12 protein-coding genes and 1 tRNA gene are annotated in these 14,654 nt (G+C 45.4%); 12 read left to right on the top strand and 1 reads right to left on the bottom strand.

Annotated elements, in window-relative coordinates:
• The first annotated feature begins 14 nt into the window (after positions 1 to 14).
• A complete protein-coding gene (locus R8377_RS04885; protein WP_317642373.1) occupies positions 15 to 794 on the top strand; it encodes a TlyA family RNA methyltransferase in 780 nt (259 codons plus the stop codon).
• Between the two features lie 48 nt (positions 795 to 842).
• Here the strand turns inward: R8377_RS04885 and R8377_RS04880 are convergent, their stop codons facing one another.
• The gene (locus R8377_RS04880; protein WP_317642372.1) at positions 843 to 1,526 is read right to left on the bottom strand and encodes a hypothetical protein; all 684 of its coding nucleotides are present in this window, start codon (positions 1,524 to 1,526) and stop codon (positions 843 to 845) included.
• A 295-nt stretch (positions 1,527 to 1,821) separates the two neighbouring features.
• Between R8377_RS04880 and R8377_RS04875 the strand changes: the two genes are divergently transcribed.
• The 11 genes from R8377_RS04875 (at position 1,822) to R8377_RS04825 (ending at position 13,542) form a co-directional block, all read left to right on the top strand.
• A tRNA-Arg gene (locus R8377_RS04875) sits at positions 1,822 to 1,895 on the top strand.
• A gap of 406 nt (positions 1,896 to 2,301) precedes the next feature.
• The gene (locus R8377_RS04870) at positions 2,302 to 2,937 is read left to right on the top strand and encodes a tyrosine-type recombinase/integrase (RefSeq protein WP_317642371.1); all 636 of its coding nucleotides are present in this window, start codon (positions 2,302 to 2,304) and stop codon (positions 2,935 to 2,937) included.
• A 921-nt stretch (positions 2,938 to 3,858) separates the two neighbouring features.
• Positions 3,859 to 4,779 carry a HesA/MoeB/ThiF family protein gene (locus tag R8377_RS04865; protein ID WP_317642370.1) on the top strand — a complete coding sequence of 307 codons (921 nt, stop codon included), beginning with the start codon at positions 3,859 to 3,861 and terminating at the stop codon, positions 4,777 to 4,779.
• The gene (locus R8377_RS04860) at positions 4,780 to 5,457 is read left to right on the top strand and encodes a M14 family metallopeptidase (protein ID WP_317642369.1); all 678 of its coding nucleotides are present in this window, start codon (positions 4,780 to 4,782) and stop codon (positions 5,455 to 5,457) included. It abuts the gene before it with no gap.
• Between the two features lie 122 nt (positions 5,458 to 5,579).
• Positions 5,580 to 5,981, top strand: coding sequence for a hypothetical protein (locus R8377_RS04855; RefSeq protein WP_317642368.1), 402 nt, complete (start codon positions 5,580 to 5,582; stop codon positions 5,979 to 5,981).
• The gene (locus R8377_RS04850; RefSeq protein ID WP_317642367.1) at positions 5,978 to 6,301 is read left to right on the top strand and encodes a hypothetical protein; all 324 of its coding nucleotides are present in this window, start codon (positions 5,978 to 5,980) and stop codon (positions 6,299 to 6,301) included. The genes R8377_RS04855 and R8377_RS04850 overlap by 4 nt, the downstream gene beginning before the upstream one ends.
• 297 nt (positions 6,302 to 6,598) lie before the next feature.
• Entirely contained in the window at positions 6,599 to 7,036 is a 438-nt protein-coding gene (locus R8377_RS04845) for a hypothetical protein (protein ID WP_317642366.1), read from the top strand.
• Between the two features lie 1,566 nt (positions 7,037 to 8,602).
• Complete coding sequence (locus R8377_RS04840; protein WP_317642365.1) at positions 8,603 to 9,205, top strand: hypothetical protein; 603 nt, start codon at positions 8,603 to 8,605, stop codon at positions 9,203 to 9,205.
• 115 nt (positions 9,206 to 9,320) lie between these two features.
• The gene (locus tag R8377_RS04835) at positions 9,321 to 10,421 is read left to right on the top strand and encodes a radical SAM protein (RefSeq protein WP_317642364.1); all 1,101 of its coding nucleotides are present in this window, start codon (positions 9,321 to 9,323) and stop codon (positions 10,419 to 10,421) included.
• Between the two features lies 1 nt (position 10,422).
• Entirely contained in the window at positions 10,423 to 11,571 is a 1,149-nt protein-coding gene (locus R8377_RS04830; RefSeq protein ID WP_317642363.1) for a methyltransferase, read from the top strand.
• A 249-nt stretch (positions 11,572 to 11,820) separates the two neighbouring features.
• Positions 11,821 to 13,542 carry an ABC transporter ATP-binding protein gene (locus R8377_RS04825; protein ID WP_317642362.1) on the top strand — a complete coding sequence of 574 codons (1,722 nt, stop codon included), beginning with the start codon at positions 11,821 to 11,823 and terminating at the stop codon, positions 13,540 to 13,542.
• The last annotated feature ends 1,112 nt before the right edge of the window (positions 13,543 to 14,654 follow it).

The following is a 14,654-nucleotide window of genomic DNA, read 5'->3' as shown; positions in this document are numbered from 1 at the left end:
GATTCTTCACCGCTATGCCAATGTACGATGCCGAACCATCAAGTGAGCCTGTTCGCCTCGACCAGGCCCTAGTTGAGTGCGCGTTAGTGGGGTCGCGCTCCCGTGCTTCTGCACTGATTAAGCGCGGAGCCGTTCTGCTCAACGGTGAGGTCTGCACGAAGCCGTCTCGTTTGATTGCCGACAGCGATGTGCTCAGCGTCGACAAAGGCGAAGATTACGTATCTCGTGGCGCTTTTAAGCTCCTCGGCGCGCTGGAAGCGTTTTCTACTTTGGGGCTGCCAAGTCCACAGGGCAAGCTGTGTTTAGACATAGGCGCTTCCACAGGCGGTTTTAGCGATGTACTGCTGAGGCAGGGGGCCGAGCGTGTTATTGCTCTCGACGTTGGCCATGATCAGCTGGCCGAGCGCATCGCAAGAGACGAGCGCGTGTGCGAGCTTAGCGGTGTCAATATTCGACAGGTTGAGCCGGCAGACTTGCCTTTTGCCCCTGACTATATAGTCTCCGATGTGTCGTTTATCTCATTGACATACGTTATTCCGGTAATCGCCCGCATTGCCCAACCGGGCGCTGACTGCCTACTCTTAGTTAAGCCTCAATTTGAAGTTGGTCGTGGCAAGCTTGGACACGGTGGTGTAGTCCGTCAGGAGGCCCGCCGGTTGGAAGCACTTGAGCGGGTGAAAACGTGTGCCTTAGGCGAGGGGCTGTTGGTGCGAGGCCAAGCCCCGTCGCCTATTGCGGGTATGCACGGCAATGAGGAATACTTACTCTGGCTCAGTCTGCCGGCTGAAGAGTAAGCGAATTAAATCTCTCAGCTCTCGTATCTATTGGATTTTGTGCCAGACTTAATATCCGGCCACGTGCAAGCGTTTGGCACCTCCTAGGGTCATAACGGCTGCCGATTTCTTGTCTGTCGTGATGGTGTCTGTGCATACGGCATCATAGACGAACGTACCTTCTCGAAGATTTATGATATTTGACTGTACTAAATTGCATCCGCACTTGTGCAGCTCGGCATAGTGGCAGATTAAGGTGCCTATTTCGCTATGGCGCACCATCCATTTTACATCTTTGAGTGGCACTACTTTAGGGTGCATGGTCTCGATTCGCACGTGTGAGGCGAGGAGCGTTTCAACGTGAATTACACCGAGTATGCTGACATCTCGGGATACGATATTGGTCTGGCCTTCCATGAGGCCGCAAAATTTGAGATAGCGTTTAGCTATGATGCGCCCTTCGGTGTTTATCAACCCTTCTATATCAATGCAATCGGCATAGATGTCTCCCTGGCCTAGAACGCGTCCTCGCCCGTGCAGGTTGAAGACTCGCAGGCTGCCGGTTGGCAAGTGCAGGCTGCCGTTGAGGTGTAGAGAGCTGCCAATCATATCGCTGCCCACCAGGTCGCCGTCGATATTCATGGTGCGAAAACGAACTCCTGGTTCCATACATACATTACCGCGGGCTTCGATGTGTCCGTATGTGCCCGTTGGTATGGTTCCGCCGTCGGTTAGGGTGAGGTTAGGGATCATATCAGCTCTCCTTTGACTGAATATGTGTGTTTGGCGATACCGCGCCATTTTGGGCGTTACCTTCCAAGACACCAGCTGCATAACTTTTTCCCCATTCCCCTATGGTGGTAAAAGGTTATATACAAGGTATAGATGTGAGAGTCGATAATTATTCATAAAATATACAGATGCACGCATAATATTCGCATAATTATAAATAAGGGTGGTAGGTCTATACGACACTCCGTATTGATGAGGAGGGCAAAGTGCGCTACTATAGATGAGTTGTCGCAGTGAGCAATCGCAAAGACGACATGCGCCAGTAGCCCAGTGGATTAGAGCAGCTGACTACGGATCAGCAGGTCGCAGGTTCGAATCCTGTCTGGCGCACGAGAAGACAATGGTTCCAAGGCTTAACGGCCTCGGGACCATTCTTGTTTTCGGAATCGGGCTCATTTCGGGCACATCGTATAAGCAGGGTGCCCCCCCCCCTCAGGCTCACTCCGGCCGTACCGTGTTGCGGAGTATCAGGTCCGCAACATCCTCGGGCCGGTATCTGACCAGGCGCCCTATATGCACATACGGAAGCCCGGTTCTCTGCGCCCTCCATGCGTTCAGCGGGCTCACTGGTATCACGAGGATCTCCGCTGCCTCGGCCGGCGTCGCGGCCGGATTGTCGTTCGTCGTTTTCTGTGTTTCGCTCATACCTGTTCCTATGCGTCAGCGTGCGCCGCCGTGCTCTGGTGCTGGTTATCGCTAATAGGAACGGGTTGTTGTCTGACGCATAGAGGCTGGTATGTCAAAAGCATGGATACACGACAAGTGGCTGAAGTACGCCCAGGTCACGACGGCGGACGGGCATTGCACGAAGATGGAGCCCCCGCCCTCCGCGAAGCATTCGTTGGCGATGTTCGCCGACGAGCAGGGGAAGGCGAAAGTGTCGCACAACAGGGCCGTCCAACGGCGAATATACCTGACCCCGCAGGAGATCAAAACCATCGCGGGGCAGATGGACGAGGCCAACGCCACAGTCGTCTACCTGCTCGCGTACACGGGACTGCGCATCGGCGAGGCCCTGGCCCTGCGGTGCGGGGACGTGGATCTGGGCCGGAACCGGATCAACGTCCTGCGCACCCAGTCGGTCGATGCCAACTACCTCCTGGTGGAGACTCTGCCGAAGGGAAACAGGACCAGGTTCGTGCCGATTCCCAGCCAGCTGCTGCCCAGGGTCGAAGCCCTGCTGGACGGGCATGGTCCCGAGGACTACCTGCTGCGCGGGCCTTGGGGAGGAAGGCAGAACACCGCAAACTGGCGGAACCGGGTGTGGGCCCCGGCCCTGCAGGACGCTGGCATGAAGGACATAGAGGGCCTGGTCATCCACTCCCTGCGCCACACCTACGCCTCCCTGGCCATCAAGGCCGGCGGGACGTGAAGACCCTCCAGGCCGTACTGGGCCACGCCTCGGCCACCGAGACCCAGGACACCTACGCGGACCTATGGCCCAACCGCACCGGGGAGGTGGCGGAGGTAATCGGCCAGGATCTCCAAATCTGAACAGCACGGTGGTGTCTCCGTGCAGAGAACATGCCGATAAGCAGATTGTGCCTCAGCGGGGCCACAATACTCAGATGGCGCTACCGCTTTACTAAGAAGAAGCGCCATCTGAGTTTCCGTGACACTTGCCGATTATTCTTTTACTCAACTGTGTTTGTTGTCGGATAAACCGGTGTGCAGACAGGCCGATATGAGCAGGCCATGAGTAACCCCAGAACAGGGAGTATCAACATTTTGCGGTTGTTTGAGTGTGCCCTTTGGCTACGGTTCCGAGGATGCTGCCTAATGTGCCGAATCCCATGATGAACCTACAATAGTAAAGGGCCGGTTCGTGCTTTCTGAGTATAAAGTACAGGATCTGCGCGGTTGAGCCCAAGACAAGGTGTTCCAGACAAACGTCGGAAAAAGCTTGTAAGTTCTTATAATCCCCAAACAGCAGTGGGGGAGAGAAGCATTATCTGATGGGTGGGATTCCTAAGTAAAAAGGCCCGAATCTATGACGAGACCAATATTGTAGACGGTTTTTATGAAGGTGGAACTCCCTCATTATCAGAGATGTCTGTGAACTGAAGTGGGAGAACTATATGAAATCGAAGCTTTTAATCGTTTGTCTTTCCTGGGGCTACCAACTTTTGCTGGAGATGATTCGAAGCAGCTTAGGCGACTAATAGAAGAAGTTATGCGTGGTGATTTTATTCAAACGTTCGATTATGCGTACAAAGTTCTTAACCCAGACTTAGACGGAATGGGGAAAGCGGTTCAATTAATTAGTCAGCTGGTCGAATCTGATTAGATAGTATTGACAATTACTTCGTTATTGTTAATAATGTTAGGTACGACTATTCGGGGATGGTTGTGGCCGATACAACAACTTTGTAACGCTGGTGTATTGGTGGATGTAGAAGTGTATAGATCTGAATTATCAAATGCAGATCGGTACAATAGGCAGCAATTGTACTTTTCAATGTTGAACCTTCATTCAGGAATAAGTGCACAAAGCTGTGCAAAAAAACTTGCTTCTTCCACAATTGCAATAATGGGGTTTGGCGGTATTGGATCTAATTGTGCTTTACAGTTAGCAAATAGTGGAATACAAGGACTCATTCTTTGTGATTGTGACAAAGTTGAAGACACAAATCTTGTCAGACAGTTTCTGTACAGAAACAAAGATATTTCAAGTTTTAAGACTTCAGCAGCTTTGAGAAATCTAAATGAGATCAGGAATGACCTACACGTCCGAACGGTAAATAAAGCAATGAATACGACTGAGGATGCGAAGAAAGTGATTGAAGGTGCCGATTGCGTAATCTGTACAATGGATAATCCTCCAGATTTGATAAAGCGTGTAGTCAATGAAGCTTGTATTGAGGAAAAAATTCCGGTTATTTTTGCAGGTTTCTCTGAGCATATGGGGCTAGCCGGACCTCTGGTTGTTCCTTATCTTTCCCCTTGCTATGAATGCCAAAGGGCTCAATTGCCAACAACTAATACTTCCGTTCGGATGAATGCCGATATTGTCACACCGTCATTTGGCCCGCTGTGCATGGCAATTTCTGCTGTTACAGTTGATGAGGTCATTAGATATGTTTCTGGTTATGCGACCCCCGGGCTTATTGGCAAAACACTGATGATGAATGGAAATGATTATACGACTACAACCAGCCAATGGTTGCGATCCTTATCATGTCCAGTGTGCGGCAAAACTGAAGGGACGGTTTGAATGTCATATATGAGGATTTCCAATTATATTCAGGAGCTTCGAAACGCTTTTGCATTATTCGGTGTCGATTACAAAGAAAAGGTGCTTGGCAAGAGTGCCGAGGGGAGAAACATAATCTCGTTTTTGCTTCCTAGGATGGAAGTATCGAATTTAATCATGGGTTTTCCACATCCAAATGAACCTTTGTCTCAAGTCATGATGATGCAAATAGCTCGTAAGGCGGAGCAGTTTCAGAATCAGGGCAATGAATTCTGGTTTCTTATTCCTGTTTGGGATATTGATGGTGCAATTAGAAATCAAGACTGGTTCCTAAATGCGGACAGCATAGTTGAAATGGTGAACGGCTGGTACAGGCCTGCTGCAAACAGGCAAGTGGAATGGGATTTCCCACTCGAATCTGGGGGTTATAAGCACAGTTCAAGCTTGCCGGAAACTGAGATAATCAAGAATTTACTTGATGAAGTTCATCCTCAACGTCTGATCTCATTACACAACGGCATTGTTGGTAATGCTTATTGCTATATATCGCAAGGTTTACATGATAAAGCCAGGGATTTATCCAAGGCATTACAGCTGTCTGGACTTGATATTGCTGAAGAACCACCCGTGCCATACAGCGAAGTTATAGACCTGGGGCTTTTTCGCTACCTTATGCCGCTAAACAGATTGATTGGCTAAAGAAGACAGCAGGATCCATTCCCGATGATATCGGTGGAGCTGCGAGTTTTGAATACGCTAGAGACTATAGCTCTTCCATAGTGTCGGAACTTCCAGCTTTTCGGATTGAAAGTGATTTGCACTTGGACCGTTCGCGGAAGATAGCCGATATTGAAAGTTTTTGGTCTATCTTTATGCGTGATTTAGACAGAGTTTTCGAAGGTAGCGGTGGACCGGGGTCGAATGTCTATCTCTCTTCTCCTTATGAATATTACATATTGCAAGAGAGTGATTTTTCATTCCTGCAAGAGGAGATCAAGCGGCAGTGGAATACGTCTGAAAAATCATTTAATAGTTTTTATCTCTCTCGTATCTGCATCATGGCTTTTCAATATTCACAAATGAAGAAAAGCTCGCTAAATGCAGAGTTTCCAAATTATAAATCGCTTCTTTCTGAGTTAGCTTATCTAAGCCCTCGCGTGTCGGCTATAAAACCGGTTGCGATAGAAAGATTCACCGAAAAGCTCATGGAGTCTTTATTATGAATGGTGCAGAGCCCGAGATAAATGCTGGAGATAGGGTTGATCTATCTTCTTTAAGTTTGACGGAAGAAAAAGACGGATCGTATATTCTGGGGACAGGTTCGACTTTTCTTGCAATTCCGCCTATAGGTGCTGATGTTGTTCGTCTATTGGATGGAACTCGACCTGTTTATGAAGTAGAAAAAATTATAGAGAGCAAATCTTCAACCGCTGTGGATGTCTTAGGCTTTTTAAGAACATTGTCCAGCAATGGGCTGATTGGTGTTGCTCCAGAGGGAAAAAACATATTTGATAAGATACCAGCCGTGTTGTTAGTTTTTTGATGTACGGTGTATTGCTCAATGTCTAGATAGCAGTTGTGTATCCTTTACCTCTCTGCGACAGTTGGGTGCGATTTTGTATGCCTCATTGTATTGCGGGTATACGCCAAAATGTGTGTCCGCTAGTCTGTGGTGTTGGGGTATTTGTTGATCTCCTGATATATGCGTTCGATATTGGCAATACCATGGTTGCACGAGGCTCTGCCGAGTTCGGCATACATTGGCTTGTGAAGGGCGGGGGAACTTGGGTGATTCGGTCTGTGCTTAGAATGAGAGTAAAGACTAGGGGAGGTGGGGGCTTTGGACAACAGCGATAAGGGAGGCAAGAGCTTTCAAGACCAGCTGCTCGACTTTCTCGAAGCGATTAAGCCGGATGGTGCAGAGCAGGAGGCTTGCCAAGAGTCAAGCGAACCCAAGGCTCCGTTACCCTACCGTATTTTGCCCGAGCCTGTCGAAAGCGAGACTAAGAGCAGGGCAACAGTTTGGGCCGGATTCGCATCTTTCATGCTCGAACTATGCTGCAAGATAGTATTCGCGGGTCTTGTGCCTTGGCTGACTGCTATTTGGCTGGCGCAAACCCTACCGGCTGCGGGCTACCACGGTAGTTTGGCCCGTCTGGCTGATTGGTATCGGCCCACTCAGCTGTTCGGATACTGGCTATTTGCAGACCTCATCATATACGGGATACTCCACAATAGAATTGCTGAAGGTGCGCTTGACGGATCCCACAAAATTTAGGGTTAATGGCCAAAATTTAATGAGAATCATCAGAAAATGGTGGAGTAAATTATCTCCAAGCCTGTATCATTCATGGAATTCTCAATGGAGTCTAACTTTAGGTTTAAAGTACGGTACAAACTAAGTTGTCCTTGATTTTATAAGCGCACCAATTATAGCCTACCAGCAAACACCAATCTGCTCGACCTAGAATACAAGCACGATGATACCCGCGGACAACGATCGAGCTGAGCATCTGAACAGCTCATACCTGCACAAATCCTAGCCGGTGTCATCTTAACTCTCATGGGTGAAGACTCAGATGGAGGTCGGTAACTCTGCCTCTTTCAATAAGCTTCTACTGTGGCATCAATCCAACACACACTTGCAGAGATGTCCTCCTCTATAGTAACCAAAGAGAATAACAACGCTTACGAAGCTGAACCCAAACGCAATCAATCCATCTAACGACGACTCTAGACCTGAATAAACCCTGTACGACGGAAATGACTTACGTAAACCAATTTGTTAAGTAACAAGAGAATAAAATAATGGACTAGTCTTAGGCTTAGTATTTGTCTAAAACAGTATTTGAAAGTGCAATCGTAATGAGTACACTTGCGAAGAGGAGTATTGATATACAGAGACCAGGAATGCCACCAGCAATGGACAAAACTGGGTCATTTGCTGAGTAAATGAAACATAAGATTATTCCGACGACACCGCTTACTAACAGCGAAACGCTCCAGAATGTACGGATCTTTTTCGACCGTAAATCGAAGAGACAGGTACCGACCCCGTTAACCCCAGGCATTACAACTCGTCGAGATCTTGACGCACTATAGGCAAAATATAGAAAAGATGTCGAAACAACTAGTAAGAAAATATTACCTGAGTTTAGCCATATTCTATTATTGGGATCAGTATGCGCACTTGATAAGCCAGTGCAAAGAGCGCCAAGGTAACCATCCGATCCGAGAAGGATTAGTGTAATTACGTCTGTAATTACACTATTTTTTTGTGTCTCTTTTAAGACTGGCTGAATAGATATGCCGGAGAGAGTTAAAATGAACAGGGAAATTGGTATTACAAGTGTTTCATTAATCGAGCCCCAACGATCTACCTCTCCGTGCATATTCCAATGTAAAGCTACGGGACCGCTCGATTCTCGGAATTTAAGCACAGCGAAAAGCAACACAATAGTTGACCAAGCCAATGTTGCGATACTGCAAGCATTAATTTTCGATTTCATAACACCTCTGCCGTTGATGGTTTACTAATAAGTATATCGAAGAATTCTTTTATTTTTAATCGGTTCAGAAACCCAGTATGGCCAGTAGTAAAGCAGTAATCCAATTTCGCGATTAGCGTATAATGAGCTATGCTTAGACTGTTGTGCTGGTAGAAAGTGCGAAGAAGGGCTGTACCGCTGGAACTTTTACACAGGAGGATTGCAATGAATGTAAAATCAGACAGTTCACGGGATATAGTAGAGTCTCTACGAGAAATACGGGAATTAATTTTAACTGATGATCAGGCTAAAATAAGTTCGAGCAAGATCCCTCGAACTTCTTAAAAGCAGTAGACTTGGATTTCAGATTAACTGATAACAGTGAAGATTTGACTTATCTGAGTGATTATCTTATGACTGCGCCAGAAGGTATGCGACTTGTTGTGCTAGAGTCAGCGCTGACGGGGTTAAAACCTGTAGAAAGTAAAGCTCCTGCTGCAGTAGATGAAAAACCAGAGATTCAGCCATTTTGGGGTATCTTGGCGAATGTAGTGGCTAATTTCAATCTTGCAGCAAATGTCAACTGGGTGGCTAATGCATGGTGGGGTGCTAATCTTCACTATGGGGCTAATGCTAACTATCGTGTTAATGCAAACGGATATGGCAACCCTGGTGTTGAAATGTCTGATCGGGTCCAGCTCCCCATCACCTTCTCTGAGCAATATCTAAATTCAGATTTACATAAGCTCTTCGAGAGTAGAGGGTTAAGTGAAAGCCGAGAACGAGCTATAGTGCGTAGTACTCTGCGGAAGCAAGCGCTTGGTAAAAAGGGACAGTTTCAAGAATTTCAAATTTCGTTTGACATTGAGCGAGTATCTGAAGGATTAGTACTAGTCGACGGTGTCGTTAATGAGGAAAAGTCGCCAGAATCATCGACTCTGCAACGAATTGAACAATAGATAAGAATCTATGATCTAGAGTTAGTTGACGGATGGTTCCTATTATAAAAGATTCAATTCCGGTAATTGGCAGCATTCTGACCCCATAATATTATAACACGTGGAAGGAGGAAACATGGTAGTTTCCACTGGTGGTGAACATGATAATTTGCGTCTTTATTCCAATAAGTTTGTATATGAACTCGCTATAGCAACTACAGATGAATGCCCTATTCGTTGCGCTCATTGCTTAATGAAATCTGGTCCCGAGCGTAAAGAACGTTTAACAAGCTCGGAAATAATTGAGTATATAGATTTTGTGCGTTCTTCTAATCCTTTGAAAGTGGTTGTCTTTACTGGCGGCGAGTCCACCCTCCTTGGTGATGAACTTCTTGAAGCGATAGCGTACTGTTCTGAGACTGGATTGAGCACTAGAATTGTAACAAATGCATACTGGGCAACTGATGATAGTAAATCGGAAGAAATTATAAATGACCTGAGAGATGCAGGATTATCTGAAATCAATATTTCAACTGATGATTTTCATGCAGTATGGGTTCCTCTCGATAATGTTAAGCGCGCATGGAACGCTTCTAAACACAAAGGGTTCGAAACTGTTCTTATTGCTGTGTGCAGAGGTCCTCGCAGTAAAGTCACAGCAGATATGCTCAAGGAGTTTCTGGGAGAACCTGGTTCACTCATTTTTGAGGAAAGTAATGGCAGGAGCCAATTGCCTGATAGATCGGCCGATGGAACTGTTTACGGAATATCCAACACAAAAATCGCTAGGCTAGGAAGAGGCCGCAGACTTAAAAACCAATATTTCGAAGATAATCAATCTGGTGTTGGGCTCTTCGGTGGATGCAACGGGATTTTTAGACCAATTACACTAATGGCTGATGGAACAGGAGGAGTTTGCTGCGGAATAAATGCTGAGGGGAACAACGTACTATCGTTGGGAAGAGTTTTTAAAAAAACTGGTGGGGTTGATATCCCCCGCCCTAGTAGCGAGCAGCAAGCACTTTTAAATGCTATAGGCGTGTTGGGTCCTGCTTACCTTTATCAACTAGCGACAGGAACCGATAATGAGTTTATCCGACAGAAATTTCACCCTGTGTGTGAACTCTGCGAAGAAGTAACGACTAATAATGATTTGTTACAAATCCTTTACGCGAATCTTAATCAAATTCTTGCTGATACAGCAGCTATGAAAATCATGAAGGAAGCGGTACGTTAATATGGTACAGAGATTGCTAAGAATATTTGATCATAACGCCATTCCTTCCGCTGCAGGGAGAAAGATATTTGAAGCTCTGGAAAATGCTGGTTATATAGATTTAACATCCTCAGTTTCTCCTACAAACGATGCCTCAATAGAATTACTGCCGCTGATAAGATCTCTTCCCGCTAATCTTCAAAAAATATGCTCCTTATTGCTATACGGGGGAAATATTGTCATTGACGATTCGATCTTAGAAACAATTGAACCCTTTCGCGAACTTCAGACAGCAGGATTGGTGACGATTGAGAATGACAGAATTTATCTGAACGGTCTCTGTCTATATGCAATTCATGGACTACTCTATTTTGCTGATTTTCCCAATGGGCGTCAGCCCTTATATTATGGCACTGATTCGGAAGCTCTTGTGACAAGATTACCAGCATATTGCGGTTTTGGTAAACGAGTTCTCGATTATTGTTCAGGTCCCGGTATACAAGGACTTGTTTGCGCGAAAATGGGTTGTTCAAGTGTAACAGGAGTTGAAATCAACCCAGTTGCTGCTGAGCTTGCGCGGTGTAATGCCGTTCTGAATGGTCTTGAAGCGCAATATCGCGTTTTGAACACAAGTATTAGGGACAGCTCAAGTGCGTTATCTGGCGATACATTTGATTTAATTTGTGCGAACCCCCCTCTTTTGCCGGTGCCTGCCGAGTTATGCTATCCGATCGTTGGTGACGGCGGAGAAGATGGAGTAGATATTACGCGAGATATTATTGCTGCTGGAGTACCTTTACTGAGCAGTACGGGTCATTTGCTTTCTCTGGGCATGTCTGCCTGTTATGGTTCGAAAATAGCTATAGAAGAGCTAATTACTGGAGCAGTAGAAAGATACAAGGTTAACGCAAATCTAATCCTGCTATCCGAAGTTGTAATTAAAGATGGCTGCGAGTGGACACGTTCTATGGCGGATTCCATAAATCTATATTTAGTTGACGATAACAAGATTCAGCAATCATCTGTTTATGAAGCTTACCGCAAGGCTGGCGTTTCGAAAGTGCTAAGTTATTCATTTTCAATAGCTGCAGATAATGAGAGAGACTGCCATACTCACTCAATCGTCGATTATAGAAAGGCACGGTCAAACGTACTGAGTTGGTGGGTCTAAACACGCGAGAAGGTTTGTTCAACACGTTACTTATTCCAGAGCTTCACAAGTGTGGAATGCCTTTCCTGGGATTGTCTATTTTAGAGAATTGTGCTATGCAAGATAAAGGACAGTAAGACTAAAGACCGTCTAGCAAGGTTTGGTAGACCACCACAAATGATTTTCATAGCCCTTCTGATATCTATGAATCTACAATGTAAAGTCGGTACCGGATTCCACCTATGTTGTATTTTGGGATAGGAGTACGAGATGAAGAATTCTCATTCTATATGGAAGTACATTGAAGGACATGCAGGCATATATTTTTTCTGCCTAATATTGGGGGTGATAAACCAGATTTTAACTCTAGCGCAGCCCACGCTGAGTGGGTGTTTAATAGCTGGAGTACAGCAGAAGATATCTGTAACCAATATTGCGATGATTCTGGGAATTCTCGCAATATTAGGAGCGATGCTAGCTGCCGTTCAGCAGGCTCTAATAGGTAAAATAGGTGAACAAAAGGTATATTCAACCCGAAACCGTATGGTAGAAAAATTCTTCCGTATGCGGTTACTTGATCGTGAAGTCAAACCTCCCGCATGGTATTCCCAGAGAATTGCAGGCGACGCTGCATTGATAAAGTCGATTCCCATTCAATTTCTTGGAATCATACAGTCTGCGATTTTGCTCGTAGGATCTGGGACGGCTTTGGTTAAAATCAATCTTCTGTTTTTTGCAATAATTATCGTTCCATCCTTTATTTCTGTATTGTGTGTATTTGTTGTATCTAAGCCAATCAAAAAGTGGCAAAATGACGTGCAGGACGCATCAATGGGTATGACTTTAAATATACAAGAGTCAGCTTCTGCAATGAGAATGCTTAAAGCATATAATGCTATAGAAGGAGAGAAGAGGAAACTCTATGATACGATATCGCAGGCATTCCATTCTGGAAAAAAATTAATCTATCTATATAGCAGTTTAGGTCCGATTACTCAAATCCTATCCCAACTTGGTAATGTCCTTGCTATCCTTTACGGAGCGTATCAAGTTGCTTCTGGCAGCATGGAATTTGCTACTCTTGTCATGTTTCTGATGTACTTTTCCTATTTTTCATCAGCAACTACATCGATAGCTTCTGCTGTAGGTCAATTCCAGCAAGCTTTGGTCGGCGCGCAGAGAGTTGACGAATTCATGATGATGGAAGAGGAAGAAAATGATGCAAGATCTTGCGCGGTAACACTAATTGAAGCACCGGTTGTTAGTTTTAACAATGTATACCATCAATATTCGCTTGGACAAAATTATTCTTTGAAGGCAGTAAGTTTTAACGTACCCGCTGGGAAAATTACGGCACTTGTTGGAGAATCTGGTGGAGGAAAAACAACATGCCTTGGTCTGATGGAACGATTCTTTATGCCGACCAGTGGGAAAATTACTATTAATGGCAATAATCTTTCCGAACTGGATATTTCAGAGTTAAGGAATTGCGTAGCTTTCGTTGAGCAAGAACCTTGTATTCTTACTGGCACTATCAGAGATAATGTTAAATTAGGAAAGCAAACAGCTACAGATGAAGAGATCACCTTTGCTCTGGCTCAGGTTGGTTTGTGCATTACCGGCGTAAGCCAAGAAAATCTACTAGACCGCCATGTAGGAGAATCAGGCTTGTCGTTATCGGGTGGACAAAAACAGCGAATAGCTATTGCTCGGGCTTTGATAAGAACTCCCAAGCTACTGCTCATGGATGAGCCGACATCTAGTTTAGACGGTCTTGCTGAAGGAGAAATATCTGAACTTATACGAAACAGATTCCCAAATACAACTCTCTTGTATTCAGCCCACAGACTCTCTCTCATCCTTGAAGCTGATTGGATTATAGTTATTAAAGATGGAATAGTGCTCGATTCTGGTAGACACTCAGATCTTATGAATCGTTGCAAATATTATAAAAAGCTAGTCGAGGCTCAATCTCACGGTAGAGCAGAATAATCTTCGTGTGCAATAGTGCATTCAAAGTGATGTTCGCGTCGCTCAGCAACGCATTAATTCAACAAGATCTATAAGAACTTCTATGTGATTCTAGAATCCGATTTGGACCTCTCTTCTGCAGCCTTGCTTGGTTAAGATGTTGGTTATTTTGATTCGGTTTTGATTGCGTTGTGATGCAGCTTGGGATCGAATCGCCCAACGAATGGAGACCCACACTACCAATGCTGAGGGCTCTCTGGTAGCCTCCCTGTGAATTAGGCAGCCTGTGTTGAACAACGTCGACCTTGTTTAATCTAGTCTTCATGCCTTCACATGCGTAGTCCAATGTGAAAACCATAATTATTTTAAGTCTTCTATGACTTCTTAAACAATGTCAACTGATCGCGCAACTCGTCGCTTGGCTTGTTTAACTGATTAATTTCTGCTTGAGTTAACAGTATCTCAAAATATAATAGCATGCAGATCTGGGGATATACGCCAAAATGTGTGCGTTTTTTTTGGGGGGGGGGCTGAGCCCTTGTGCCAGTAAGGTTAAGGTGTGTTCGAATGTGGTGTAGGGGACTTTCGAGGGTGGCCAAAATGTGTGCGTTTTCCATGGGCTAAGCCCTTGTACCAGTATGTGTGAGCACTGTTCATAAGTGCTGTCTCAACCTCTAGCATATACCAGCCCACCAGTAGCCTCTATGCCAGGCTATAAAAAATCACACAACATACCACACAAGTATCGTAACGGCTTCTTAACCCAGTATTTCTGCCGGTTCAGACCATTCAGAAGTCACACCTACAATCACCGATCAGCACCAGTACCAACCAATCAACCACACCACTGGCAAAACTCTCTAGGAACCCATGTGCACACATTTTGGCGTATAACCCCAGATCTGTCGTAGATAGGTTACTGCTAATTTCTTATATGAGAGGGAACGGTTCGCTGGTAGTGCTTTAGAGTAATTGTTTCTGATGCATGCTTGCCCGAGCTCTTCCATTGCTTTTCGTAAAGTGCTGTTTTATATTATAACCATTGCATCTTTTCGCTGATTGCATCGTCTGCAGACTTAGCCAACAGTTTAGTTAGTGTTGCAGCTGCTATTTCTAATAATGCCATCTTTGAA

This window comes from Bombiscardovia apis, assembly GCF_033095945.1.
Taxonomy (GTDB): domain Bacteria; phylum Actinomycetota; class Actinomycetes; order Actinomycetales; family Bifidobacteriaceae; genus Bombiscardovia; species Bombiscardovia apis.
This window is presented reverse-complemented; position numbering and strand designations above follow the sequence as displayed.

Coding starts and splice junctions, on each gene's coding strand:
- R8377_RS04885 (WP_317642373.1), top strand. CDS start 15: ATGCCAATGTACGATGCCGAACCATCAAGTGAGCCTGTTCGCCTCGAC.
- R8377_RS04880 (WP_317642372.1), bottom strand. CDS start 1,526: ATGATCCCTAACCTCACCCTAACCGACGGCGGAACCATACCAACGGGC.
- R8377_RS04870 (WP_317642371.1), top strand. CDS start 2,302: ATGTCAAAAGCATGGATACACGACAAGTGGCTGAAGTACGCCCAGGTC.
- R8377_RS04860 (WP_317642369.1), top strand. CDS start 4,780: ATGTCATATATGAGGATTTCCAATTATATTCAGGAGCTTCGAAACGCT.
- R8377_RS04850 (WP_317642367.1), top strand. CDS start 5,978: ATGAATGGTGCAGAGCCCGAGATAAATGCTGGAGATAGGGTTGATCTA.
- R8377_RS04835 (WP_317642364.1), top strand. CDS start 9,321: ATGGTAGTTTCCACTGGTGGTGAACATGATAATTTGCGTCTTTATTCC.
- R8377_RS04830 (WP_317642363.1), top strand. CDS start 10,423: ATGGTACAGAGATTGCTAAGAATATTTGATCATAACGCCATTCCTTCC.
- R8377_RS04825 (WP_317642362.1), top strand. CDS start 11,821: ATGAAGAATTCTCATTCTATATGGAAGTACATTGAAGGACATGCAGGC.